Origin of the sequence: Candidatus Magnetaquiglobus chichijimensis (genome assembly GCF_045865675.1) — a bacterium.
Classification (GTDB): Bacteria; Pseudomonadota; Magnetococcia; order Magnetococcales; family Magnetaquicoccaceae; genus Magnetaquiglobus; species Magnetaquiglobus chichijimensis.
The window spans coordinates 1,164,470-1,187,075 of the sequence record NZ_BAAFGK010000004.1 but is presented as its reverse complement, the minus strand read 5'-3'; the positions used below and the strand labels follow the sequence as shown (position 1 = coordinate 1,187,075).

Genomic DNA, 22,606 nt, shown 5'->3' with positions numbered 1-22,606 from the left:
AAGGGAGGGGCTGGTGTGGTATGCGATCTTTAATTCAATTTTCCGCATTTCATGCCATCCTACACCATTTTTTGCATTCTTGCCATGGATCGCATGTTGCGGGTGAAAATTTGCAAATTCACGACAATCCGCACGACTGAATGTCGCGGGTCATCCAATCGCTGTACAGACCTGAGATATCCGCTTCGCCCAGTCGGTTGGAAAGGAAGAGTCGGGCGCATGGATCGCGTTGTTCCCGCGCGCCGGGCAGGGGAGCTGGCAGCAGGCGATTCGGCACCCGCAGGGAGGTGATCCCCTCCTTGAAGAGCAGGTGACGGGCCAGCGCCGGATAGTGGCGCATGAACCGCTCCCCGTCGCTGATGTGCAGGAGGTTGGTGGACTGGAACCGTCCCTGTTTGAAGGGTTTGTGGATGATGTGGCAGTATCCGTGCCGATCGCCGAGCGCCAGTTGACGCAACCAGGGGAATGGACGGTGGTGACGACACGCCTGGGCCGCTTCGGGGGGGAGCGCGGTGAGGATTTCGTGGCGGTCCACGATGACCCGGCTGGTGAATCCTCCTGGCCAGCGCAGGGTGGAGAGCGCGCTGATCCGGTCCGAGAGTCGGACGAATCGTTGGGTGGTCAGGATCCGCGCCACGGTTTCGTTGGCGTTGAACAGGGTGAAGTGGGTGTCGGGCTGGGCCTTCAGGGCGCGTAGCAGGGAGAGGCTCTGCCCCCGATACCCTTCCAGCACCACCCAATGGCCCAGGTGACAGAACTTCTCCAACCGTCCCCGGATGAGCCGTTCGGCGTGGAGCGCCATGAAAGCGCCGACCACCCGATCCTCATCCACCAGCATGAAACCGTGGTTGGGTGGGGAGGTCATCCAGGTTTGGGCGTAGGCGTTTTTCCAGGCGGCAGGGGAGAGGGCGCTGCCTGTCGCGCGGTTGGCGTGCGGGGGCGCGACCGGCGGGATGGGATCCCGCGTGCCGGTCTGGCATTCGACGAGAAACGCGCACACCGTTTCCAGATCCATGGTCCGGATGGGCAGAACCTCGGCGCGGGGCCGAGGGGATCGGGCGGTGGCGAAGAAGCTGTCCATGCGCTTGGAACGGGCGTTCGGGGTGGGGTGGAACGGGTCAGGATCCGGTGACGATATCCACCACGCCCATGTTCATGAACTTGTCGAAACGTTCCTTGATCAGGGTGCGCGAGGATTTGCGGCGCAGTTCGCGCAGATTCTGGATCAGGTGGCGTTTGAGCAGGTTGGCGGCTTCGTCGGGATTGCGATGCGCGCCGCCGATCGGTTCCGGGATGATCTCGTCGATCACCTTGAGTTCCAGGATGTCCGGCGCGGTCAGGCGCAGCGCCTCGGAGGCCAGTTCGGCCTTGGAGGAGTCCTTCCAGAGAATCGAGGCGCACCCTTCCGGCGAGATCACCGAATAGGTGGCATACTGCATCATCAGCACCCGGTTGCCCATCCCCAAGGCCAGCGCGCCCCCGGAGCCCCCTTCGCCGATGACCACCGAGAGAATCGGCACCTTGAGCGAGGCCATCTCTTTCAGGTTGCGGGCGATCGCCTCGGCCTGGCCGCGCTCTTCGGCGCCCTTGCCCGGATAGGCGCCAGGGGTGTCGATGAGGCAGATGATCGGCAGTTTGAACTTTTCCGCCAGTTTCATCAGCCGCAGCGCCTTGCGATATCCTTCGGGTTTGGGCATGCCGAAGTTGCGGCGCACCTTTTCCTTGGTGCCGCGTCCTTTCTCCTGGCCGATCACCATCACGTCGATGTCGTCGAGCACCGCCAGACCGCCGATGATCGATTCGTCGTCTCCGAAGACCCGATCCCCGTGCAGTTCCGTGAAGTTGGAGAAGACCTGTTCCAGATAGTCCGTGGAGAAGGGGCGATCCGGATGGCGCGACAGGAGGGTTTTCTGCCAGGGGGTGAGCTTGGCGAAGATCCGTTCGGTCAGGTGGATGGTCTCTTGTTCCAGGCGGGCGATCTCCTGGGAGATGTTGATGTCCGAGCTGTTGGAGAGATGACGCAGATCGTCGATCTTGGACATCAACTCGCCGATGGGGCGCTCGAATTCGAGAAAGGTCTGGGACATGGTTTGGATCATGGGGTGTCCGGCGTGGCCTGGTGTGACTTGAAAGGGAACGAAGGAGTGCAAGGAACCATTATGCCATATCCGGATGGAGCTGCTCAAGCCACGATTCCAGCAGATCGACACGGCTCTCCCAGGTGTTTTGCAGCGCCCTGGCCCGGCGGGTGACCGGCGTGCCGACGCCCTGTCCGGCCACGGCGGCGGCGATGGCCCGTTCCCATTCCGGGATCGTCTCGGCGATGGCCGCCACATCGGAGAATTCGAGCAGTGCGGTCTGGGGTGCGGCCACGACCGGCTTGCCGGTGGCCAGATATTCGTGGAGCTTGGTGGGATAGCCGTGTACCACCCAATCCTCGGGGGATCCCTCTTCCACGCGGGCGATCTTGTAGCAGATGACATGCAGATCCATGTGGACCAGGTAGGACGGCAGGATGTCGCGCGGTTTGAGCCCCAGAAAATGGATGTTCGGGCGTTGGCGCAGCCGGTCCCAGGTGAGGCGGGTCTGGCAGTCGCGCGCCTTCTGACCATGCAGGGTGACCGGTCCCATGAAGACCCAGTGCCATTCCGGATGGTTCTGGGCCAGGGCGTCGATCATCTCGAAGTCGAGTTTGGGATTGATGTTGCCCACATAGCCGATGCGCGGATGGGGAATGGAGGCCAACTCCGCGGGACAGGGGGCCAGATCCGCGGAGGCGAAATGGTGGGCATCCGCGCCATTCGGGAGCTGGCGCGCCTTTTCGGGACCGGGTGCGGGCAGGTTGAGCGCCATGCCGGGGGAGGAGGTGGTGATCAGATCGGCGCGGGAGACCAGTCGCGTCTCCATGGCGGCCTTCTCTTCCGACCACTCCCCCATCAGCCGGTAGACGTCGTAGACGTGGTAGTGGACCCGATCGGGTCGCAGGAGTTCGATATAGGGTTCGAAGCGCGGATGAAACAGCATGAGGTGCCGGCGGTCGCTCAAACGGTCGGCGGCAGAGCGCAGGCGACGGGCGTGCAGGGCGGTGACGGTGCGGCTCCAGGCGGGAAAACGGTCCCACAGACAGGGCCAGCGGCCCGGAATGTCGGTCAGGACGCCGATTTCCCGCGGTTCCAGCCGACCGCGCCAGGGCGCGCGTTGCCACTCCGGGGTGTCGCGGGACCACCAGTCCAGGGGGCCGGAGGCGTAGATCACCGGCCAGCCGCGGCGCGCCAATCGGGAGAGCAGTTGCTGACGGCTCAACCAGTGGGTATCCCAGGGGTGGGGGGCCAGGGCCAGAATGACCGGTTTGGGGCGGCGCCTTGAGTCGGACTGCATCGCGTGATACCGTGGAGCGTGGGAAATCGTTTAAGGAAACCCAACAAAACAGGGTGGTAGATTAATCGCGTTCGACGAGGGATGGCAAGGGATGGCAGGGAGTGGGGAGACGTTCGCACGGCGGGCGGGAGACCGATGAACGGGCCGTCCGGAGCGCGTCATGTTCTGGTGGTTTTCCATGCCACCTTTCCCGTGGCCCACGGCGGGATCAACGTGATGATCGCCGAGCTGGCCCATGCCTGGAGCGCCATGGGGATCCGGGTGTCGCTGTTCGCGCCCGGACCCTGGGGGCAAAAAACGTTGAGCGTCGAGCGGTTCGGCCCGATCACCCTCTACAAGATGCGTCTGCGTCCGTTGTGGGACCGGCGCAGGCCCTTGCGTGGTCTGCTGGGTCTGGTGGCCGAACTGCCGCGCACCCTGTGGACCCTGTGGCGACTCATCCGACGCGAGGGGGTGGATGTGATCCACTTTCACACCGCGCGGGATTACCAGTTCTTCTTTCATCTGCTCCGCTGGTTCGGCGGACCGCCGGGGGTCACCACCTTTCATGGCACCGATGCCCTGGTCCTGGCCGAGGGGAAACGTCGCGACACCCCGTTGTTGCGCTGGATCGTGCGCCGGTCAGCAGCCGTGACCGCCGTGGCTCCCCACATCGGGCGTCTGATCGAGAGGGCCTGTCCGGATCTGGCGCCGGTGCGGGTCGTGCTCAATGGCGTGAACGTCGGGATCGGGGGTGCGCTGGATCAACCACCGGACGACATGCGGTTGCCGGAACGGTTCTGGGTGGTGGTGGGGTGGGTCGAGCCGCCCAAGGGGCAGGATGTGGCGATTCGCGCCTGGGCCGAGGTGTCGAGGCTCTGGCCGGATTTGCATCTGGTGATCGTCGGCGGACAGACCTTCTTTCCGAATGGGGAGCCCCATTTCCCCGGATTCTTCGAGGCCATGTTGAACCTGGTCGCGGAGAACGGCACCGCGGAGCGGGTCCATTTTCTCGGCCAGTTGCCCAGGGAGCAGGTTCTGGCGGTCATGGCGCGGGCGCGGGGGTTGTTGTTTCCCTCCCTGCGCGAGGGGTTGCCCTATGCCCTGCTCGAGGCCGGCCTGTTCGGACTGCCGGTGGTCTGCCACCGCATTCCGCCGTTCTCGGATCTGATCGGGGAGGGGGTGAACGGCCTGTTGATCCCGGTTGGGGATGATCGGTCGCTGGCCGAAGCGGTCTCCCGGCTGGAGAGCGATCCGGAGGCGGCGCGCCGCATGGGAGAGGCGTGGCGGGAGCAGGTGCATGAACGCCATTCGGTGCGGGCCATGGCGCGGGGGTATGTGTCGCTCTTTGCCACCCTCGCCGGGGATGAGACCGGGTGGGGCGTGCGCGGCACCTCGGACGGGAGTTGATGGAGATGTGCGGACTGGATGGGGGCGCGGTCGAAACCAACCTGTTCTTGAGCCAGGCCTGGTTGCGGGTGATGGGCGCGGTCGGCGCGGTGAGCGCGGTCGTGCCGGTGGAGTTGGCGCGGGGCCGGATCCATGTTGGCCAGGTGCGCGAACTGGGACAGTCGCGCTGGGTGGTGTACGGCAGTTGGCCGGAACCCGCGGAGACCGAATTGCGCCACCTGTTCGACCAGGCGCGCCGCGCCGGAGCGTTTGCCGTGGCGTCGCGCTTCAACATGGCCCGTTGGCCCGAAGAGACGATCCGGAGCGTGGGGGGGGAGATCCTGGAGCCGTTCGGCACCTATGTGGTCGATCTGACCCGTGACGAGGAGCGACTCTGGATGGCGCTTAAGCCCACCCATCGCAACAAGATCCGACGCGCGCGCGCCCAGGGGATCGAGATCCGCCCGGAGCTGGAGCCGCGACGGTTTCAAAGCGGCCTGGAGAGCGCCTATGCCCGCGGAGGACGCCACAATCCCCATTCCGAAGGCTATTTCGCGGCCCTCGAACGCCATCTGGCCCCATCCACCCTGAAGATGAGCGCCTGGCTGGACGGGACGTTCCAGGCCGGGGCGCTGATCGTGTTCGATGCCAGACGGGGATACTATCTGCATGGGGCGGTGATCGATGCCCCGGCTGCCGGTGCGGCCAATCTTCTCCATTGGGAGGTGATGCGGGCGCTCAAGACGCGCGGCGTGGCCGAATACGATCTGGGGGGCGCGCGTCCGCACACCGATGACCCCAGACTGAGGGGGATCTTTCAGTTCAAGGAGCATTTCGGCGGAGCTTTCGAACCCTGTTGCTTCTGGCGCAAGATCGTCCACCCCTGGCGGCATCGCCTGCATCGCGGACTCGAACGGACGCGCGCCTGGCTGGGTTGACGGGCTGGTCGGGTCGATGGGGAGATGGCGCGCGCGAAATCTGGAAAAATTCTCCTTGGCGATTTGACGAAATTCAGATAAAGTGAATCTCTCTATGAATGGCTCGGCGTGGCTGCGTTTCTCGGGTCATTTATCTTTGCTTTTCAATAGGTTGAACAAGAATGAGCATCTACGGCGAAAATACGTTGATTTTCGGTGCAAGCGCCCAGGCCGCCTTCGACGCCCTGTCGCAACGCACCCGGACCATGGCCAGCGTCTCTCAACTGCGTCTGTTCGAGCAGCAGGCGGTGCAGAGCATGGCCGGTGTCGCCAACGACACCTCCCGCGCCTCGGTGGCCTACAAGGTCTCCCTCTCCGAAGCCGCCATGCGCCTTTATTATCAAAAAGCGGGTATCTCCACCTCGGAACCCATCTCCAAACTGATTCTGTAGGGGTCGATCTCTCCTCGATTCGTCGCGCGAGGTTCGTCCCTCCGGACCTGCCGGTTCGCTTGTCCCTCCATCGTGCCCGTTCGTCATGACTGGGGATGAGACGATTGATGACCTTTCATGATCGGATCCCAACCCGTGACCGGGTGCGGTTGACGCGCTCTGAAGGCTGTTTGGCATGTGCCAAACGGCCTCTGAACGTGGATGGAAATCGATACGAATGGATGGTCGCGAATCAGGATCATAGAAATCAATGAACTGCAAAGGAGTGCATGTGTGCGCCAAAAAAAATCAACCCATAAAAAATTTTTTCTTGTTTCGGGTTGCGCTCCTCCGTATGGTAATGTCCAGAGGGGATAAGCGGAGAGGACGATGGGACGTTTTACTCAATTTATCCTAAAGTTTATGTGGTCCAGTTGATTATCGGGAGTAGAAAACAATGTCGCAAACGGTTCGTGGGACGGTCAAGTGGTTCAACAATTCCAAGGGTTTCGGCTTTTTGGCCCCGGAAGATGGCAGCGAGGACGTGTTCGTCCACTTTTCCGCCATCAAGGCCGATGGCTTCAAATCCTTGGAAGAGGGGCAGAAGGTGAAGTTTGAAGTGGTGCGTGGACAAAAGGGCCTGCAGGCCGCGAACGTCGAACCGCTTTGATCGCTGCATTCTGACCTAGCGGTCCGTTCTCCAGGAAAGCCGTCCGGAATCCTTGTTCCGGGCGGCTTTTTTGTTTACCGTGAAAGGCTCGCGTGAACGTTCCACGGTTTTTGGGGGAGGCGGGGATGCGCTTGTCCCAACCTGTCGCCTCTCCGTGATGGAGCCGACGCGATGTTTCGGACGGTGGCATGCCGGGGATTTCCGGGTTTTTGCAACAGCGTGATTGAAGATCCATGAGTCAGGAGTTTTCCGAAAAGCCGTTCTTTCTGCAAGCCTTTCGCGGCTTGACCTTGACCATCGCCCTCTGCGAGGAGAGCGATCTGACCTTGCACACCCAACGTGCCCTGGCGGATGTGATCCGGGATCTGGTGATCCATCAGGCCAAGGTGCTGATCGTGGCCCAGGACGAAACGGTGGTGCGCGCCTTTCTGTCCGGCCTCGAGAGCGAGCTGTCCGACCTGTTGCCGGTCTTGACCTCCCACGGCGGGGAGATCCCGGCGGCCTTGTGGAATCGGGTCACCCCGGTGCATGTGGTGTATCTGGGCGGGGAGACCGCGATCGAGATTTTCTGGGAGCGGTTGGCCCGTTTCGGGGCCCTGCTGCGCCTGCCGAGACTCCTGCTGATCCATCGCGATGGCGGCGAGGGGTGGCTGGATGGGGAGGGGGAGAGCCTGAATTTCGTCAATCCGGCTCGGCTTAAACGTCTGTTGAGCGATTCCGATGCCGGAACGTCGGGTCGGGCGGTGTTGCGGCGGACCATTCTGGAGCTGTTGACCGGCGGGGTGGGCGCGGTGAGTCTGTGCCGGCTGAGCGATCTGGAACGGGAGCTCTTCTCCTACGAGGGGCGGGGGCTGTTTTTTTCGCGGCGTCATTACTGTCAGGTGCGACGGTTGACCCTGGATGATTTTTCGGCGGCGGCGGCCATGATCCGGCGTGGCGAGAGCGAGGGGTTTCTGTTGCCCCGCTCCGATGAGTCGGTGACCGCGCTTCTGACGCAGGGATATGGGGCCTTCATCTCCGAACACCACCTTTCCGGGGTGTGCGGTCTGGTGACCGGGCCGTATCGGTCGCGCAACGCCGGAGAGATCACCGCGTTGTATGCCCTGACCCGTTTTCAGGGCGAGGGAATCGGCGGGAGGCTTCTGGCCCGCATGATCCAGGAGGCGCGCCGCATGCGTCTGGATCTGCTGTTCGCCTGCGTGGGGGATCCGCGCGCCATGGAGTTTTTCGGCCACCACGGTTTCGAGCGGGTGGATTCGGATCGTTTGCCGGAAGAGAAGTGGCGACATTACGACCCGGCGCGCAAGGCGCGCGTCGTCTCTCTGGCGCGGCGCATGGGCGGCGGGCACGATGGGGACGGGGCAACGCGGGGATGACGACCGGTCGGTCGCGGCATCGTGATGCGGGGTGAGGCTTGGGTTGTGGTACGGTGAACACGGGAGGTCGGCGTGGAGAGGGTGGTGATCATCGGAGCAGGGGTGATGGGCTGTGCGTGCGCCCATCGGTTGGCCGAGGCGGGCTTGCGTGTCACCCTGCTGGAGAAGTCCATACCGGGGGCCGAGTCGTCTGCCGCCGCCGCCGGGATTTTGGGGGCCCAGTCCGAGGTGGCGGGTCCGGGTCCGTTTTTCGAGTTGTGTCTGGCCAGCCGTGGCCGTTTTCGCGACTACGCCCGCGAATTGACCGCCTTGAGCGGGGTTTCGGTGGGCTACGAGGATGCCGGCGTTTTGGAAGTGGCCCTCGACCCGGCGGAGGGGCGTCTCTCTGCGGCGCGCGCCGAATGGATGCTCGAACGGGGTTTAAGGGTCGAGATCCTGGATCGTGATCAGGCTCGGGCGCTGGAGCCGGCCTTGACGGAACGGATGGTCGGTGCGCTTTACTTTCCGGACGACCACTGGGTCGATCCGGTGGCGTTGTCCGCGGCTCTGGCCGCCGCCGCCGCGCGGCTGGGCGCGGAGTTCCGTTCCGGGGATCGGGTGCGCGCGATCGAGATCGAGGCCGGGCGGGTCACGGGGGTGAAGACCGAGGGCGGCTTCCTCCCCGCCGACCGGGTGGTGGTGGCGGGTGGGGCGTGGAGTTCGGAGATTCCCGGCCTGCCCCGGTTGCGTACCACCATCCGCCCCGTGGCCGGACAGATCATCCAGCTCGAGAGCCGTCCGCCCCGTTTTCGTCATGTGGTGTATGGCTACAAGGGGTATGTGGTGCCCCGAGCCGATGGCCGGGTGCTGATGGGCTCGACCCTGGAGGATCGCGGCTTCGACAAGGCGGTCACCCTGGGCGGATTGCACCGGGTGGCGGGCATGGCATTGGAGATGGTGCCCGGACTCGCCGATGCCCGGTATGCCAGCTCCTGGTCGGGCCTGCGTCCGGCCACGGCGGACAATCTGCCGATGCTGGGCGCCAGCGCGGTGCAAGGGTTGTTCGTGGCCGCCGGCCACTATCGCAACGGCATCCTGTTGACCCCGATCACCGCCGAGGTGATTCGCGACCTGGTGCTGGGGCGTGCCCCGGCGGTGGACATCGATCCCTTTGCCCCGTGATGGAACCGGGGGTTGGTGGGATCCGGTTGGGTGCTCTTCACCCGGCGTGGGAGTGGATCAACAGTTCGGGTCGCACGGCGCGGCTCCAGGCCAGATCGCAGCAATAGACCCGGACCTGACCGTTCTTGTGGCGCATCGCCAACGAAAGGGTCACGCAGTCCTGGGCATCGGGCAGCGAAAAGTAGGGGCCGGTCACCTGCACCTGGCCGAAGTAGCGCATCGCCCGACGGAAATAGTCGCGTCGCGACCAGTCCGCGCCTCGGGCATCGGTCAGGGGGATGAGTTGCCGACGGTGTGGATTGACGGGCGCGCACCCCTCGAGGTTCTCCCCGAGCTGAATGCCGTTACCATCCAGCACGAAGCAGCGTCGCACGCCGGGATTTTTCAGGTATTTGCCGAACCGTTTTTCATGCCGGTCGGTCTGTTTTCCGGTGACCTTTTTCTTGAACAGGGCGAGGAAATCGCCGATTCGGTTGTTGAGTTCCCGTGTCTGGGTGTGGGCATTGGCCCGTTCCCGTTCCAGCAGTTGTCCGGACAGCGAGGCGAGCAGCGGTTCGGCGGCGCGGATCGGGGTGAGATGCGGGGTCGGGCGCGCCAGGTGATACCCTTGCACGAAATCCACATCCGCGTCCATGGCGATCAGGGTCTGCTCTTCGGTTTCGATCCCTTCGAGCAGAACCAGCTTGCCGGCTTGATGGAGCATGGTCGAGATGCTGGAGAGAAAGGCGCGGGCCCGCGCGTCCCGGCTGGCCTGGACGATCAGGGAGCGATCCAGTTTGACGATATCGGCCTTGAGCTTCCAGATGCGGTCGAAATTGGCCTCGCCGGCGCCGAAGTCGTCCACGGCGATCAGGCAGCCCAGGGAACGGTAGTGATCGACGATCTCCACGATGCGGGATTCGTCGTGGAATCCCTGTTCCAGAATCTCCACCACCACCCGGTTGGGTTCGATGCCGTGGATGCGCAGCAGTTCTTCGGTAAAGCGGAAATGTCGGCTTTTGCCGGTCCGGGTGACGTTGGGATGGAAGTTCAAGAACAGCCAGCCATCCTGACCATTGCTCTGGCGCACGAAGTTGCGCAGATGCAGACAGCGGCTCAGCCAGTCGGAGTAGAGCAGATTCTTGGCGTGGTGTTCGGAGTGAAAGAACGCCAGGGGGGAGATCGGACGCCCCGTGTCGTCGTGGACCCGCAACAGGGCTTCGTGGCCGACCACGCCGCGATGCGCCAGACCGAAGATCGGTTGAAAGGTGCTGCTCAAGGTGTGGCCGAGGAACCGTTCCACGGCATGTTCCATGCGACCGAACGGACGGCGCGTGGCGCGATCCTGGCGCAGGCGGAAGTCGAACGAGGGGGCCTGATCGATCGGTTGATCCGCGGATGTTGGGGGTATGGCAGTGTTGAACACGGTACGATTCCATGACTTGAGCTGGACTGTATTGTAACGAATTTTGAAAGCAAGATGCGAGCCATTCGTGTTTGTCTTTGCAATATCGAACATTGTCGGTGGGGTTTGGTTTGATTGCGTAGTTGTTTGACAATTTTTTGTACAGATGTTAACGGTAAATTGTGTGGTTTCTGGCAATCTGCGGAATGTTTAAGCAAAATCTTCGGTGTGCGGCCAGTGCGCATGGTCATACGTTTGAAAGGGAGCTGTTTGGATGATGTCCACGGGTGAACAAATCGATCCGCGACGCTATCTGGAGTTGGTGCATGCCTTGGCCGAGGGGGGCAATGTGAAGGCCCAACACAACCTGGGCGCCATGTATCTCAAGGGATTGGGGGTGCCGCGCGACCCGGCCCAGGCGGTCGCGTGGTTTTCACGGGCTGCCGAGGGCGGGGATGTGTTCTCCCTGCACAATCTCGGCACCCTTTATTTGCGCGGCATCGGCGTGGCCAAGGATCCGGAAGCGGCGAGTGGCTGTTTCAAGCGAGCCGCGTTGCTTGGGGATGCCCGTTCCGCCCACTGTCTGGGTGCGCTCTATTACGAGGGGTTGGGGGTTCCGCGCGATCCGGCGCGGGCGATGATCTGGCTGGCGCGGGCCGAGCCGGGTGTGCCTGAAGCGTTTCGCGCGGAGGTTTCCCAGGCTTTGGAGTTGGCCCGGAGCGAGTTGGACGAGGCCGCGCTCGCGTATGTGGAGGCGCGCATTCCTTATCCTGGCGAAGAGGATTGAAACTCGGGTGATCGATACCCATTGCCATCTCGATTTTCCGGTGTTCGATGCGGATCGCGACGCGGTTTGGGCGCGGGCTCGTGCCGTCGGGGTGCGTGGATTGGTGATTCCTGGCGTGACTCTGGCTGGTTTCGAGCGGATCGTGGGGCTGCGTGGTCCGGGGTGTGAAATCGCGCTTGGGCTGCATCCGGTTTTTCTGGCGGATCATCCCGAAGATGGTCTGGCGCGGCTTGAGGGGTGGTTGAGGGGGGTCGTGCCATTGGCCGTGGGGGAGATCGGGTTGGATCATCTGTTGCCGCCGGAGACCCACGCGGTCCAGGCCGTGCTTTTCGAGGCGCAGTTGCGCTTGGCCATGGCGTTCGATCGGCCTGTGTTGTTGCATGTGCGACGGGCGCATGATCCGGTGGTGGCGTTGCTCAAGCGGTTGAAATTTCCGTGTGGCGGGATCGTGCATGCTTTTGGCGGCAGTCTGGAGCAGGCCAGGGATTACATCCGTCTGGGGTTTTGTTTGGGCATGGGCGGGGTGGTGACCCGTGAGCGCGCCACGCGGATACGACAGGTGGCGGCAGCGGTGGATGAAACGGCGTTGGTGCTGGAGAGTGATGCGCCGGATCTGCCTCCGGTGAGTCGTTATTGGCAGCGCAACGAACCGGCCTGTCTGGCCGAGGTGGTGGAAACGTTGGCCGGGTTGCGGGGTGTGGCGGTGGAGGGGTTGATCGCGGCCACGACGCGCAATGCGCGGCGGGTGTTGAACTGGCGGGAGGGATGAGCGTGGAAGCTGGACTGCATACGCGCACGGCGATTCTGGTCAAGGAGGAGGGGTTGGCGCGGTTGCGTGGGGCGCATGTGTTGTTGGCCGGCGTGGGCGGGGTTGGAGGGTTTGCCGCCGAGGCGTTGGCGCGGGCCGGCATCGGTCGGATCACGCTGGTCGATCATGACGTGGTGGCCCCGACCGATCTCAATCGGCAGTTGCCGAGCACTCTGGAGACCATGGGGGAGAAGAAGGTTGAGGTGCTTGGGCGGCGGATCCTCTCCATCAACCCGGCGTGTGAACTGACGTTGGTGGATCGTTTCATCACTGCCGAGACCATTCCGGAGTTGGTGGATGCGCCGCGACCGGACTGGCTGATCGATGCCATTGACAGTTTGAACTCCAAGGTTGGGTTGTTGATCGCGGCGCGGGAGCGTGGGATTCGCGTGGCGAGCAGCATGGGGGCTGGCGGGCGGTTGGATCCGACCCGCCTGGAGGTGGGAGATCTGATGGATTCGACCATTTGTCCGTTGGCGCGGGAGGTGCGGCGGCGGTTGCATCGGCGAGGTCAGGGGCGTGGGATTGTCGCGGTCTGGTCCACCGAGTCGCCTGCCGAGCCTTTGCCGCCGGTGCCGACCCCGACCGGAAGGCCGCGGGCGGTGAATGGGACGATCAGTTATCTGCCGGCGTTGTTTGGCATGACGTTGGCCGGGGTGGTGATTCAGGCGTTGGTGCGAGGTGGGGAGGGTGGTGGGGTTGCGTGATTGCCGGGGGCCGGGGACCGGCTCGGTCCCCGGCAGAGGTTCGGAGGCAGAGCCTCCGAGGTGTTGATGTTGTTTTTGTCTTCAGGCGCGTCTTTGAAAGAATTTTTTTTTCACGTTTCTCGTGAAAAAAAATCGCGCCAGCCTTGGCTGCGGGATCGTTTCGCGTCTCGTGAAAAGCGCGCGAAAGACAAAGACAACAAAAAAGGAAGAGTCCAAGACCAAACCTCAGGGCTTCGCCCCGAACCCTGCCAGGGGCCATTGGCCCCTGGACCCCGCCAAGTTTCGACCTTGCCCTTGCCAGTTGGCCTGGACCCCGCCAGTTGATCGAACCTCGTCTGCCCTGACCCCACTCCCACTCACAACGAAATTTTCATCTGCTGCTGCACCTCTTCCGGCTTCTGCTGAATCTGCTCGATCGAATCCGCCAGACACAACTCCACCTCCGTGGGACCGGTCGCCTGGATGAACAACCGCTTGTCCTTGATCAAACCCGGACCAAAGGTGATATTCTTCTCCTGCAACTCCTCGGAACCACGCGGCAAATTCCCCATGCCAGCCTGGGGCGAGTTGGAATAGAGCAGGACGAACGCACCACGGGTCGGCACGCCCAACTCCCGCCACTCCCGATAGGCGCCGTTCTGGAGCAACACCGGCTGGAAGTAACCGTTGTTCAAACGACCCACGAAAATCCGGAACGGCGCCTCGCCCGTCTCACACGACGGCGTGGCATTCAAGGCCAACAGCGTTTCGCCCGGAATGAGCTTCAACAATCCAATGGCCACACCCGTCTTGGCCGTGGGACGGTACGGATTGTCCGGATCGCCCACCGGCGGACGGTGGACCACGAACCTCGGGAAGGCCACCGCCTTTTGGATCTCCTCCAGGGCGGTGTTCTTGGCGATCCCCTCCGGCGGCGGACACCACTTGAACATCTTGTTTTGCAACATGGCCGCGAACAGGGCCTGCACCAGCAAGGCGCGACTGGCGTTGCCGGCCTGGAGGATGTGGACCTCGCGCGGGGTGATGCCGCGCGCCTCGAAGGCCTGCTTCATGGCGATGAAGAAACGATGGATCCCCTTGCCGACCCGACGCACCAGGAAATGGTTGATCTTGTCCCGGTCGATGCGGAACATCACCGGCACCTTCTCCCGTCCGCGATTCAGAAACTCCATCTGAACTTCCAGGAAGTTGTCCGGCGGGGAGAGGGTCAGGGTGTCCGTGGCCAGGGAGAAGTTCTCGTCCATCAGATACTGACTCAACGCATCGGCAATCCGATCCGACATGCGCCGCGAACTCTTCTTCGGACTCCCGTCTGCCGGCGGGACCGGCTCCTCCAGATCCCAACGGAAGTTCTCCCACATCTGCCGCACCTTGGCGGTCAGAAGGGCGGTGTTGGTCTGGGCAACGTGGGAGTTGTCCAGGAAAAGTTCATGTCCTGGAAATTTGTCCGCCTCCGGAGGCATCGAAAAAGGCAGTTGATGCTCGCGACAGATCTCCAGATTCTGCTTGAAGGCGATGTAGGCCAGATGGGCGACCAGATTTTCGCCGCCCAGATACATGTCGCCACTCGCGCCGAACCGCTCGATCACCCGCTCGTATCCCTGCTCGATCTCCTGGGGGGTGGGTTGACGATACAAACCGAAATCGAAATCCGTGCTGCCGCCACCGAAGTCGAACACCGCATAGGCCGTGCCGTGCAGGGTCGGGGCGATGTCGAGTTCCTCGAGGGCGCAGGCCGCGTAGGCCGCCGGCTCCGAGGCCTCCTCGCGCATCTGGAACCGCTCCATCATCGGGCTCGACATCAACGACTCCGGCAGACTGCGCATCAATCCTCGTGCGAAGGCGGTGAGAATGGTCTTCTTGATCTCCCGCGGATAGGTGACCGGGAAGGTCATGTAGTATTCCAGGAACAGACCGTTGGTGCGGTGGTTGATGAACAACCCGAGATAATAGGCATACAACTCGATCGGATCGAACGGATCCTCCCGCGATACCGAAATCGACTGCCCGCGCACCGGCATGGGGGCATCGGTGGAACGGATTTCCAGCTCCAGACCGGTGTTCTGATCGGTGATGCGCCGCGCGCGCATCTCCGGGGGGGAAAGGGGCCACTGCTTGATGTTGGTGACCATGCTGGCCACGATGCGCTGGTTGGCCTCGTTCTCCCGGTAGTTCTTCAACGCCTCGTGGGAGAAGTGGAAATCATCCCAACGGGTGAGGGGTTGATGGGCCTCGCTGGTCCAGGCGGCCAACAACCGTGGCAGATGGATGAACTCCAACACGGTCGGATTCTGATAGTCCGCCGGGGAGGGCTTGCGGAAGAAATCCGGCATGCCGACCCGCAGCAGCGTGGTCTTGCCGTTTTCGCGACAGGCCACCACCGTGGAACTGGTGCCGAAATCGATGGCGATCACCCCCTGACGCACGTCCATCTCCGGGTTGCGCGCCTCCCAGGGGGGATCCAGCGTCATCTCGATCCACCCCTTTCCCGAGGGCGGATTGGGTTGATACAGCTCCCAAAGCCCCTTCTCCATGTCCACCAGATAGGAGGGCTCCAGAATCGGCAGACGGGCGCGGATCCAGTCTCCCTCCAGCAGACGATTCTGCAACGCCTTGAGCGAGGGGAGCGCCGGTTCGTTGCTGTTGCGGTTTTTTTCGTTGACCTCCTTGGTGAGCAGGTAGAGCTGATGCATCTTCTCGCCCACCCCCTCGACATCGCGCGGGATCAGACCGTGGTTGAGAATGAAGGCGAAAACGTCGCGCTGGGCCACCCGATGGATCGGCAACACCATCTGCGGGGTCTCGGTGGTTTCGTTTTCGCCCGAGGCGCCGCCAAAGGTCAATGTGCGGTAGCCCGGTCCGCTGGGAGCCGGATCACGGGAGAGGAAGGTGGAACCGCGGAATTTTTCGTTGTTGCGGAACAGATCCTCCCGCGCCACGGAGCGCAGCTCCTCCATCGCGGGGATCTCCCAGTGCCGGAAGGCGTAGATCTGCAACCGCGCCACATGCTGAAACATCTGTTCCGGCGTGGAGCTGAATTCGTGCAGCAGCCACAGACAGTTGAGCTGGTTGTCGAAGTGCAGTTTCGGCTGCTTGATGAAGGAGATGAAGCGTTGCCGGGTGAGAAGTCCCAGGATCTCCTCGCGCAGATCGCGCAGTTTCTTGCGCGCCTGGGGATCGACCTCCGAGGGGAGGCGCGGAACCAGGCGATTTTCACGCAGTCGAATGCTGTAAACCTTCATGGGTGACTCCAGTGACAAGACGAAGGATTCCGATGGATCGCGTCATCGGCGCACGCGTGTGACAAGCGGGATGTGGACTCAATCGGACTCCCGACCGACATGCATCACCCGGAAATCGGGCCAGACCGGTTTGATGCCGGCCAGAATCTCCCGGACCGCGCGCAGCGGATCGCCATGTTCTTCCAAGGCGTTGAGGGCCTCCTCGACGGGCAGCCCGAACAGCGGCCATTCGCCAACATCGTCGAGATACCCCTTGGCCAGGGCGAAGGCCCAGTAGGGCAGATCGTCCAGGTCATTCAGATAGGCGACATACCGTTGCCGATCCGCCTCGGGACCATCTTCGCTGACCACCACCCATTTGGCGGTGGGGGACTCCACCACGGCGGCCAGCCACTCTGGAGGGTGTTCCGCGGCCAGGGCCAGCCAGCGGTGCAGTCGTCCCGAGGGGGGGAGCGGCAGGGTCAGATCGTCTCCATCTTCTTGATATAATTCTCGCACCGACGGAACTCCTTCTGGATGCGTTCAACCAGGGGGCGGCAGGCCCCGGAATCGTTGTCACGCGCCGCGGCCTGAAGCTCGATGCACAGGCGGGACATGAGATGGGCGCCCATATGGGCGCTCGCCCCTTTGAGTTCGTGGGCGTACTCCTCCAGCGCGACGGCATCCTTGAGCTTAAGGTTTTTTTTCAGCTTTGCAATGATTAACGAAGCTGACGAAAGATAGGCATCGATGAATTCTCCGATCACCTTCGGATCCGCGCCGAATTGACCATGCAGCCGCTCCAGGGACATGGGTGGCAAGGTTTCGGCCTGACTGGTTTCCGGGGTGGTGGCGTCGGGATTGATCTGGGAGGGGAGCCATTGATCGATGCGGTTGGCCAACTCCTCGATGCGGATCGGTTTGTTGAGGATGTCGTCCATGCCGTGATCCAGGCAGCGTTGTCGATCTTCCGGCAGGGCATTGGAGGTGAGGGCGATGATCGGGGTGCGGGGACGGTTTTCCTGGTGTTCCAGTTGACGGATGGCGCGCGCGGCTTGCAGGCCGTCCAGGATCGGCATGTGGCAATCCATGAGGATCATGGCGTAGATCCCGGAGTTGGCCGCCTGGATGGCATCCCTGCCGTTGGCGTAGGTGTGGACCCCGAAGCCCAGGCGGTTGATTTGCAACTGGGCCACTTTTTGGTTCACGGCGTTGTCCTCGGCCAGCAGAATGGTCCGTTCGGGTTGGGTGGCTTCGCCGGGAAAGCTTGGTTTGTTGGTGCGCGGTTCCGGGGGAACCGATTCGGGTCGGTGCGGATCCATCTCCTCCTGGGGGGTGGGATTGACCAGCATCAGCAGTCGGTCGAGCAGTTGGTGGCGGTGCAGGGGACGGGCGAGATGGGCCATGAAGCCGACCTTGCGGGCTTCATCGAACCACTTCTTTTCGTGGATGCCGGTGATCAGGATCATGCCGAGGGGTGGAATGGTGGCATCCTCGCTGATGATCCGGCCCAGTTCCAGACATTTTTCCAGAGGGATCGGCGAGGCGGCCAGCAGCAGATCGCAGGGCGCGCCGGCGCGGGCCTCATGGCGCAGGTAGGCCAGGGCCTCGTCGGTGCTCTCCACCGCGGCCCCTTTCATGCTCCAGTTGAGCAGGTGGTTGAGCAGGATGGTCTGGCTGGTCTGGCGCGGATCGATCACCAGGGCCTTGATTCCCTTGAGACGGTTGGTGGGCAGAGGGGTCGGTTGACTCTCCTCGATGCGCGCCGACAGGGGAAACGGTACCGAGAACCAGAAGGTGGACCCCTTGCCACGACGGCTGGTCATGCCCATTTCGCCGCCCATCAGCTCCACGAGGCGGTTGGAGATGGAGAGTCCCAACCCCATGCCGCCGAAGGGGCGGGTGGAGGAGCCATCCACCTGGGAGAAGGGTTGGAAGAGTTTGTGCCAGGCCGATTTCGGGATGCCGATGCCGGTATCGGTAACCGAAAAGCGCACCATAAGCGGGGATTTGGTTTTGTCGGTGAGGCGGGCCTGGATCACCACGCCGCCCTTGCGGGTGAACTTGAGGGCGTTGCCGATCAGATTCAGGAGAACCTGGCGCAAGCGGGCGGGATCGCCCAGCAGCACCCCCGGCAGTTTGGGACTGATGTCGGTGAGCAGCTCCAGGCTTTTCTGCTGGGCCTGGGAGGCCATGAGTTCCGCGACCTCCTCGACCAGCTTGATGGGCGAGAAGGGGGTGGCGGCGGTCTCCATGCGTCCGGCTTCCAGGCTGGAAAAATCCAGGATGTCGCTGATCACCGTGAGGAGCGCCTGGGCCGACTCCTTGAGGGTGGTGGCAAGCTCCTTTTGATCCTTGTTGAGCCGGGAGTCGAGCAGCAGATCGGCCATGCCGATCACGCCGTTGATCGGGGTGCGGATTTCATGGCTCATGTTGGCCAGGAACTCGGACTTGAGACGCGAGGTCTCCATGGCGATGTCGCGGGCCTGTTTGATGTCCCGCTCCCACTGTTTTTTCAGGCCGAGATCCGAAAAGAGCGTGAAGCTGCCGATGATCTGGCGATGGGCGTCGAGCAGCGGCACGGCGGTCAGGGCCAGGGGGATCGGATGGCCATCCCGATGGGTGAATACCTCCTCCTCGGCGCGGAAGATCTCGCCCCTCTGGACGTGCTGGAGGATCGGGCACCGTTCCGAGGGGATGCGTTCTCCGGCGGCGTTCTGAAAGTGGAACAGGGCGTGGGGATCCTTGCCCATCACCGAATCGCGGCTCCAGCCGAGCAGCTTTTCCGCCATGTCGTTGAACAGGACGATCCGCCCCTGTTGATCGAGGATGTAGAGTCCGTCCGCGAGATGGGCTGTCAGTTGCAAAAAGGTCTCGACCCCAGCCGGCAGGGCGGGGTGGAGCTGGGCGACGGCGAAGTGGGGAGGTGGAGTCTGGCTCATCCTGGTTTTATAGAACAATCCGATCTCAAAGCCAATTGATTTTCTTCCGCCTGTTGGAGATCCCGAAGGGAGCGCCGGCGGTCTCGGGTGAGGGGGAGTCTTCCCCGGTCAGGCAAGCGTCACCTGCCGCAGTGCGACCAGCAGATTCCGGAACGCTTCCGGCGGGTCGGCGGAAAAGGTCATGCTCTCGCCGGTGGTCGGGTGGACGATGGTCAGTTGCTGGGCGTGCAGGGCCTGACGGCGGAAATTTTCGATCACGGCGCGACTCTCCTCCGGCCAGGCGCCCGGAGGATGGAACGGACGGGCGTAGAGCGGATCGCCGAGCAGCGGATGCCCGATGTGGGCCAGGTGGACGCGGATTTGATGGGTTCGTCCGGTCTCCAGGCGGCAGGCCACCAGGGTGAAGCCGGAGAGGATCTCCAGGCGCTGCCAGTGGGTGATGGCCGGGCGTCCCAGACGGGGCTCCACGGCCATTTTCTTGCGGTCGCGCGGGTGACGACCGATCGGCGCGTCGATGGTGCCTTGGGGTTTGGCCAGCGTTCCGCGCGCCACGGCCAGATAACGACGGAACGCGGTGTGGCTGGCGAACTGTTCGGCCAGGTGCAGATGGGCGCGATCGTTCTTGGCCGCCACCAGCAGGCCGCTGGTCTCCATGTCCAGACGGTGGACGATTCCGGGCCGGATCGCGCCGCCGATGCCGGAGAGTCCCCCCGGTTCGTCCGGACCGCCGCAGTGGTGCAACAGCGCGTTGACCAGCACCCCGTCCGCGCGTCCCGCGCCGGCGTGTACCGCCAAACCGGCTGGCTTGTTGAGAACGATGATGGCATCATCTTCGAATACCACGTCCAGGGGGATCGCCTCGGGACGCGCCTCGATCGGTTTCGGGGCCGGGATGTCGATGTGATACCCCTCGTCGGTGCGCACCTTGTCGTCGGCGTGCGGGATCGAGCCGTCCGCGCGGCGGATGTCGCCGCTCTTGAGGAGTCTCTGGATCGTCGCGCGACTCAACGACGCATCCAGGGCGGCGAGCGCCTTGTCCAGACGCTCGCCGGCGCGTTCGGCGGGAATGGTCAGGCAACGCGGGGCAGGGTGGTGATCGGTCATGCGTGGCGCCCGCTTGGGGTGATGAATCTTGAATGGTGGGGAGAGAGCATGCGAGCCTTGAAATTCTTTGTGATCTTTGGAGCGGTGTTGCTTCTGGTCGGACTCGGGGGTCTGGTCGTGAAGCTGGTCGAACGGGGCGCCACCGGCGTGACGACCGCCGCGCCGGTGGAGACGGGCGTCCCGGTGGTCGGGGAGGAGACCCTCCCGTTGCCCCCCGGCGCGCGTCTGGTCCAGGTGAACGGTCTGGATTCAAGCGGTGTGGCCGTGCTGGTGGAACTGCCCCGAGGCGCCGGTCATCAGTTGTTGTTCTTTTCGTCCCAGGGCAAGCTCAAACGGCGCGTCACGCTGGATCCGACTCCTCCGCGCGATCCGCCATCCGGATCCCGTAACCCAGATAGTTGACCTCGGCCTTGCCCACCGCCAGCTCCCAGGAGTCCCGCCACGGGGTGTAGTGCATGCCGGTCACGTCGCGCATGCCGATCCCGGCGTGACGCAACCAGCGTCCCAGGTCCGACGGGCGGATGAACTTGTCGAACGAGTGGGTGCCGCGCGGCAGCCAGCGCAACACGTACTCCGCGCCGACGATCGCCATGAGCCAGGCCTGCATGGTTTTGTTGAGGGTGGCGAAGAAGAAGAGTCCATCCGGTTTCAACAGCGCCGAGCAGCCGCGCAGAAAGGCCGGCACGTCCGGGACGTGCTCGAGCACCTCCATGGCCACCACCACGTCGAACGACGCGGGACGCTCCTCGGCCAACTCCTCCACCGAACGCACCCGATAGCTCACCTGGGAGCCGCTCTCCCGCTGACGGGCGCGCGCCACGTTGATGATGGTCTCCGAGCGGTCGATCCCCATCACCCGCGCGCCCAGCCCGTCCAACGCCTCGGAGAGGATTCCGCCCCCGCACCCCACATCGAGCAGTTCCACCCCTTCCAGCGTTCCGCCGCCGGGTTTCACCTGACGATGAATGTAGTCGGTGCGCAAGGGGTTGATGCGGTGCAGCGGCTTGAATTTGCCATCCGGATCCCACCATTCGTGGGCCATGCGTTCGAATTTGGCGATTTCGTCCGGATCCTCCGTGGACATGGGGCCCTCCCTGATGCGCCTGTTGCGAAACAGGCCTTGGTTGATATTTCGATAATGGCAGCATAACACATCTTTGGCCCGTGGCGTAGTCCTGACGCTGATTTTTTCTCAAGTGTCAGGAAAAGGAGCCGATTACCGGTATGGGACTTGCTTGAAGGATGGCCAGTTTGATGGTCCGATAGCAGGAAAAATTATTCAAACATTTGATAATTATTGAAATCGATCTTCCGAAACCACTGTCAAGAAATTGTGATCGAAAGGGAGAGCAGGAGCGATGTTTGATCGGCGCGCGATGTTGAAATCCATGGCCTTGACGCTGGGCAGCCTGTGTCTGTCCTCTTCCGTGGCGCATGCCGCGGTGGAGTCGTTCAGTCGCAGTTCCAAGCGGGGTGTGGTGATCGCCATTGATCCGGGTCACGGCGGCGTGGATCCGGGGGCGGTCGGTTCGAGCGGCGCGCGCGAAAAGGATATCACCCTGGCCGTGGCGCGGCGTGTCCACCGGGAGATCAATGCCATCCCCGGCTTCACCGCCCGTTTGACCCGTGACGGGGACTATTTCGTGCCCTTGAACCAGCGGGTTTCGCTGGCGCGCAAGTTCCAGGCCGATCTTCTGATCAGCCTGCACGCCGATGCCTTTCATGTCAGCTCCGCGCGTGGCGCGTCGGTCTACTGTCTTTCCGAGCGCGGCAAACCCTCCCCGGACAAGGCGATCCGTCTTTTGGAAAAGCGCGAGAACAACGTGGATCTGGTCGGGGGCGTCGATCTGGACGACGTGGCCGACCAGGAGGTCCGGGGCATTCTGATGGATCTCTCCCAACGGGATTCGCTCAACCGCTCCCTGCTGCTCGGCAACAATCTGTTGGCCTCGATCTCCAACACCCCGCCCTTGTCCCTCCATTTCAAGACCATCAAACAGGCCGGTTTCGCGGTGCTCAAGGCTCCGGACATTCCGTCCGTGCTGGTGGAGATGGCGTTTCTGAGCAACCGCGAGGAGGAGTACCTGTTGCGCCAGGAGCAGCATCAGGAGTCCCTGGCCAAGGCCCTGACCCAGGGTGCGCAACGGTTCGCCAGAGCCTCGGGACTGGCCTGACCGCGCCACCCGCCCCCTGATTCCCCATCCATGGTTGTTGCCGGGGTGCGTTCTTCCGAACCCCGGCAACAAGCGAAACGACTCCCTCCTTTCTGTACCCCCCCACCGCGTCGTTGACGAACGGACGCCCCCTCCTTCTCGTCTTGATGAAATCCTGATTCCGTTGCACGCGATTTGA

Annotated in this window: 20 protein-coding genes; 11 read left to right on the top strand and 9 right to left on the bottom strand. The window is 63.0% G+C overall.

Translation table 11 applies throughout. The features are described 5' to 3' along the window. Nucleotides 1-118 precede the first annotated feature (118 nt). The 3 genes from ACOY6C_RS09420 to ACOY6C_RS09410 all read right to left on the bottom strand — a co-directional run bounded on the left by ACOY6C_RS09420 (nucleotide 119) and on the right by ACOY6C_RS09410 (nucleotide 3,378). On the bottom strand, nucleotides 119-1,081 hold the full coding sequence (locus ACOY6C_RS09420) for a hypothetical protein (RefSeq protein WP_420905217.1): 963 nt from the start codon (nucleotides 1,079-1,081) through the stop codon (nucleotides 119-121). A 37-nt stretch (nucleotides 1,082-1,118) separates the two neighbouring features. Further along, nucleotides 1,119-2,087 carry an acetyl-CoA carboxylase carboxyltransferase subunit alpha gene (locus tag ACOY6C_RS09415; RefSeq protein WP_420906112.1) on the bottom strand — a complete coding sequence of 323 codons (969 nt, stop codon included), beginning with the start codon at nucleotides 2,085-2,087 and terminating at the stop codon, nucleotides 1,119-1,121. A gap of 70 nt (nucleotides 2,088-2,157) precedes the next feature. Beyond that, nucleotides 2,158-3,378 carry a glycosyltransferase gene (locus ACOY6C_RS09410; protein ID WP_420905216.1) on the bottom strand — a complete coding sequence of 407 codons (1,221 nt, stop codon included), beginning with the start codon at nucleotides 3,376-3,378 and terminating at the stop codon, nucleotides 2,158-2,160. A gap of 135 nt (nucleotides 3,379-3,513) precedes the next feature. On the opposite strand from ACOY6C_RS09410, the gene ACOY6C_RS09405 reads away from it, so the two are divergent. The 6 genes from ACOY6C_RS09405 (at nucleotide 3,514) to thiO (ending at nucleotide 9,301) form a co-directional block, all read left to right on the top strand. Next, on the top strand, nucleotides 3,514-4,767 hold the full coding sequence (locus tag ACOY6C_RS09405; protein ID WP_420905215.1) for a glycosyltransferase family 4 protein: 1,254 nt from the start codon (nucleotides 3,514-3,516) through the stop codon (nucleotides 4,765-4,767). Next, nucleotides 4,734-5,684 carry a peptidoglycan bridge formation glycyltransferase FemA/FemB family protein gene (locus ACOY6C_RS09400; RefSeq protein ID WP_420905214.1) on the top strand — a complete coding sequence of 317 codons (951 nt, stop codon included), beginning with the start codon at nucleotides 4,734-4,736 and terminating at the stop codon, nucleotides 5,682-5,684. Before ACOY6C_RS09405 ends, ACOY6C_RS09400 begins: the two co-directional genes overlap by 34 nt. A 161-nt stretch (nucleotides 5,685-5,845) precedes the next feature. After that, a complete protein-coding gene (locus ACOY6C_RS09395) occupies nucleotides 5,846-6,115 on the top strand; it encodes a hypothetical protein (protein ID WP_420905213.1) in 270 nt (89 codons plus the stop codon). Between the two features lie 436 nt (nucleotides 6,116-6,551). Further along, complete coding sequence (cspE, locus tag ACOY6C_RS09390; RefSeq protein WP_420905212.1) at nucleotides 6,552-6,764, top strand: transcription antiterminator/RNA stability regulator CspE; 213 nt, start codon at nucleotides 6,552-6,554, stop codon at nucleotides 6,762-6,764. Nucleotides 6,765-6,997: 233 nt separating this feature from the next. Continuing rightward, complete coding sequence (locus ACOY6C_RS09385) at nucleotides 6,998-8,140, top strand: GNAT family N-acetyltransferase (protein WP_420905211.1); 1,143 nt, start codon at nucleotides 6,998-7,000, stop codon at nucleotides 8,138-8,140. A gap of 72 nt (nucleotides 8,141-8,212) precedes the next feature. Next, on the top strand, nucleotides 8,213-9,301 hold the full coding sequence (gene thiO / locus ACOY6C_RS09380; protein WP_420905210.1) for a glycine oxidase ThiO: 1,089 nt from the start codon (nucleotides 8,213-8,215) through the stop codon (nucleotides 9,299-9,301). Between the two features lie 37 nt (nucleotides 9,302-9,338). On the opposite strand, the gene ACOY6C_RS09375 is transcribed toward thiO, so the two are convergent. Further along, nucleotides 9,339-10,706, bottom strand: a complete 1,368-nt coding sequence (locus ACOY6C_RS09375) for a sensor domain-containing phosphodiesterase (protein WP_420905209.1) — start codon at nucleotides 10,704-10,706, stop codon at nucleotides 9,339-9,341. A gap of 253 nt (nucleotides 10,707-10,959) precedes the next feature. Here ACOY6C_RS09375 and ACOY6C_RS09370 point away from each other — a divergent pair, with 253 nt between their 5' ends. The 3 genes from ACOY6C_RS09370 to ACOY6C_RS09360 are packed head-to-tail and all read left to right on the top strand — an operon-like array spanning nucleotide 10,960 to nucleotide 12,987. Next, a complete protein-coding gene (locus ACOY6C_RS09370) occupies nucleotides 10,960-11,472 on the top strand; it encodes a tetratricopeptide repeat protein (RefSeq protein WP_420905208.1) in 513 nt (170 codons plus the stop codon). 7 nt (nucleotides 11,473-11,479) lie between these two features. Then, on the top strand, nucleotides 11,480-12,241 hold the full coding sequence (locus ACOY6C_RS09365) for a TatD family hydrolase (RefSeq protein WP_420905207.1): 762 nt from the start codon (nucleotides 11,480-11,482) through the stop codon (nucleotides 12,239-12,241). Next, nucleotides 12,238-12,987 (top strand): tRNA threonylcarbamoyladenosine dehydratase, encoded by a 750-nt coding sequence (locus ACOY6C_RS09360; protein WP_420905206.1) that lies wholly within the window; start codon nucleotides 12,238-12,240, stop codon nucleotides 12,985-12,987. The genes ACOY6C_RS09365 and ACOY6C_RS09360 overlap by 4 nt, the downstream gene beginning before the upstream one ends. 356 nt (nucleotides 12,988-13,343) lie before the next feature. Here the strand turns inward: ACOY6C_RS09360 and ACOY6C_RS09355 are convergent, their stop codons facing one another. The 4 genes from ACOY6C_RS09355 to ACOY6C_RS09340 all read right to left on the bottom strand — a co-directional run bounded on the left by ACOY6C_RS09355 (nucleotide 13,344) and on the right by ACOY6C_RS09340 (nucleotide 20,254). Further along, a complete protein-coding gene (locus ACOY6C_RS09355; RefSeq protein ID WP_420905205.1) occupies nucleotides 13,344-16,229 on the bottom strand; it encodes a hypothetical protein in 2,886 nt (961 codons plus the stop codon). A 78-nt stretch (nucleotides 16,230-16,307) separates the two neighbouring features. Continuing rightward, nucleotides 16,308-16,727: a hypothetical protein gene (locus ACOY6C_RS09350; protein WP_420905204.1), complete on the bottom strand. Its 420-nt coding sequence runs from the start codon at nucleotides 16,725-16,727 to the stop codon at nucleotides 16,308-16,310. After that, nucleotides 16,691-19,150: an ATP-binding protein gene (locus tag ACOY6C_RS09345; RefSeq protein ID WP_420905203.1), complete on the bottom strand. Its 2,460-nt coding sequence runs from the start codon at nucleotides 19,148-19,150 to the stop codon at nucleotides 16,691-16,693. The genes ACOY6C_RS09350 and ACOY6C_RS09345 overlap by 37 nt, the downstream gene beginning before the upstream one ends. Before the next feature lie 108 nt (nucleotides 19,151-19,258). Next, the gene (locus ACOY6C_RS09340; RefSeq protein WP_420905202.1) at nucleotides 19,259-20,254 is read right to left on the bottom strand and encodes an RluA family pseudouridine synthase; all 996 of its coding nucleotides are present in this window, start codon (nucleotides 20,252-20,254) and stop codon (nucleotides 19,259-19,261) included. A 48-nt stretch (nucleotides 20,255-20,302) separates the two neighbouring features. On the opposite strand from ACOY6C_RS09340, the gene ACOY6C_RS09335 reads away from it, so the two are divergent. Further along, a complete protein-coding gene (locus tag ACOY6C_RS09335; protein WP_420905201.1) occupies nucleotides 20,303-20,656 on the top strand; it encodes a hypothetical protein in 354 nt (117 codons plus the stop codon). Here ACOY6C_RS09335 and ubiG read toward each other — a convergent pair. Next, nucleotides 20,595-21,338, bottom strand: a complete 744-nt coding sequence (ubiG, locus tag ACOY6C_RS09330; protein ID WP_420905200.1) for a bifunctional 2-polyprenyl-6-hydroxyphenol methylase/3-demethylubiquinol 3-O-methyltransferase UbiG — start codon at nucleotides 21,336-21,338, stop codon at nucleotides 20,595-20,597. The two genes, ACOY6C_RS09335 and ubiG, sit on opposite strands and share 62 nt — an antisense overlap. Before the next feature lie 274 nt (nucleotides 21,339-21,612). On the opposite strand from ubiG, the gene ACOY6C_RS09325 reads away from it, so the two are divergent. Continuing rightward, nucleotides 21,613-22,428 (top strand): N-acetylmuramoyl-L-alanine amidase family protein, encoded by an 816-nt coding sequence (locus ACOY6C_RS09325; RefSeq protein ID WP_420905199.1) that lies wholly within the window; start codon nucleotides 21,613-21,615, stop codon nucleotides 22,426-22,428. Nucleotides 22,429-22,606: the final 178 nt, after the last annotated feature.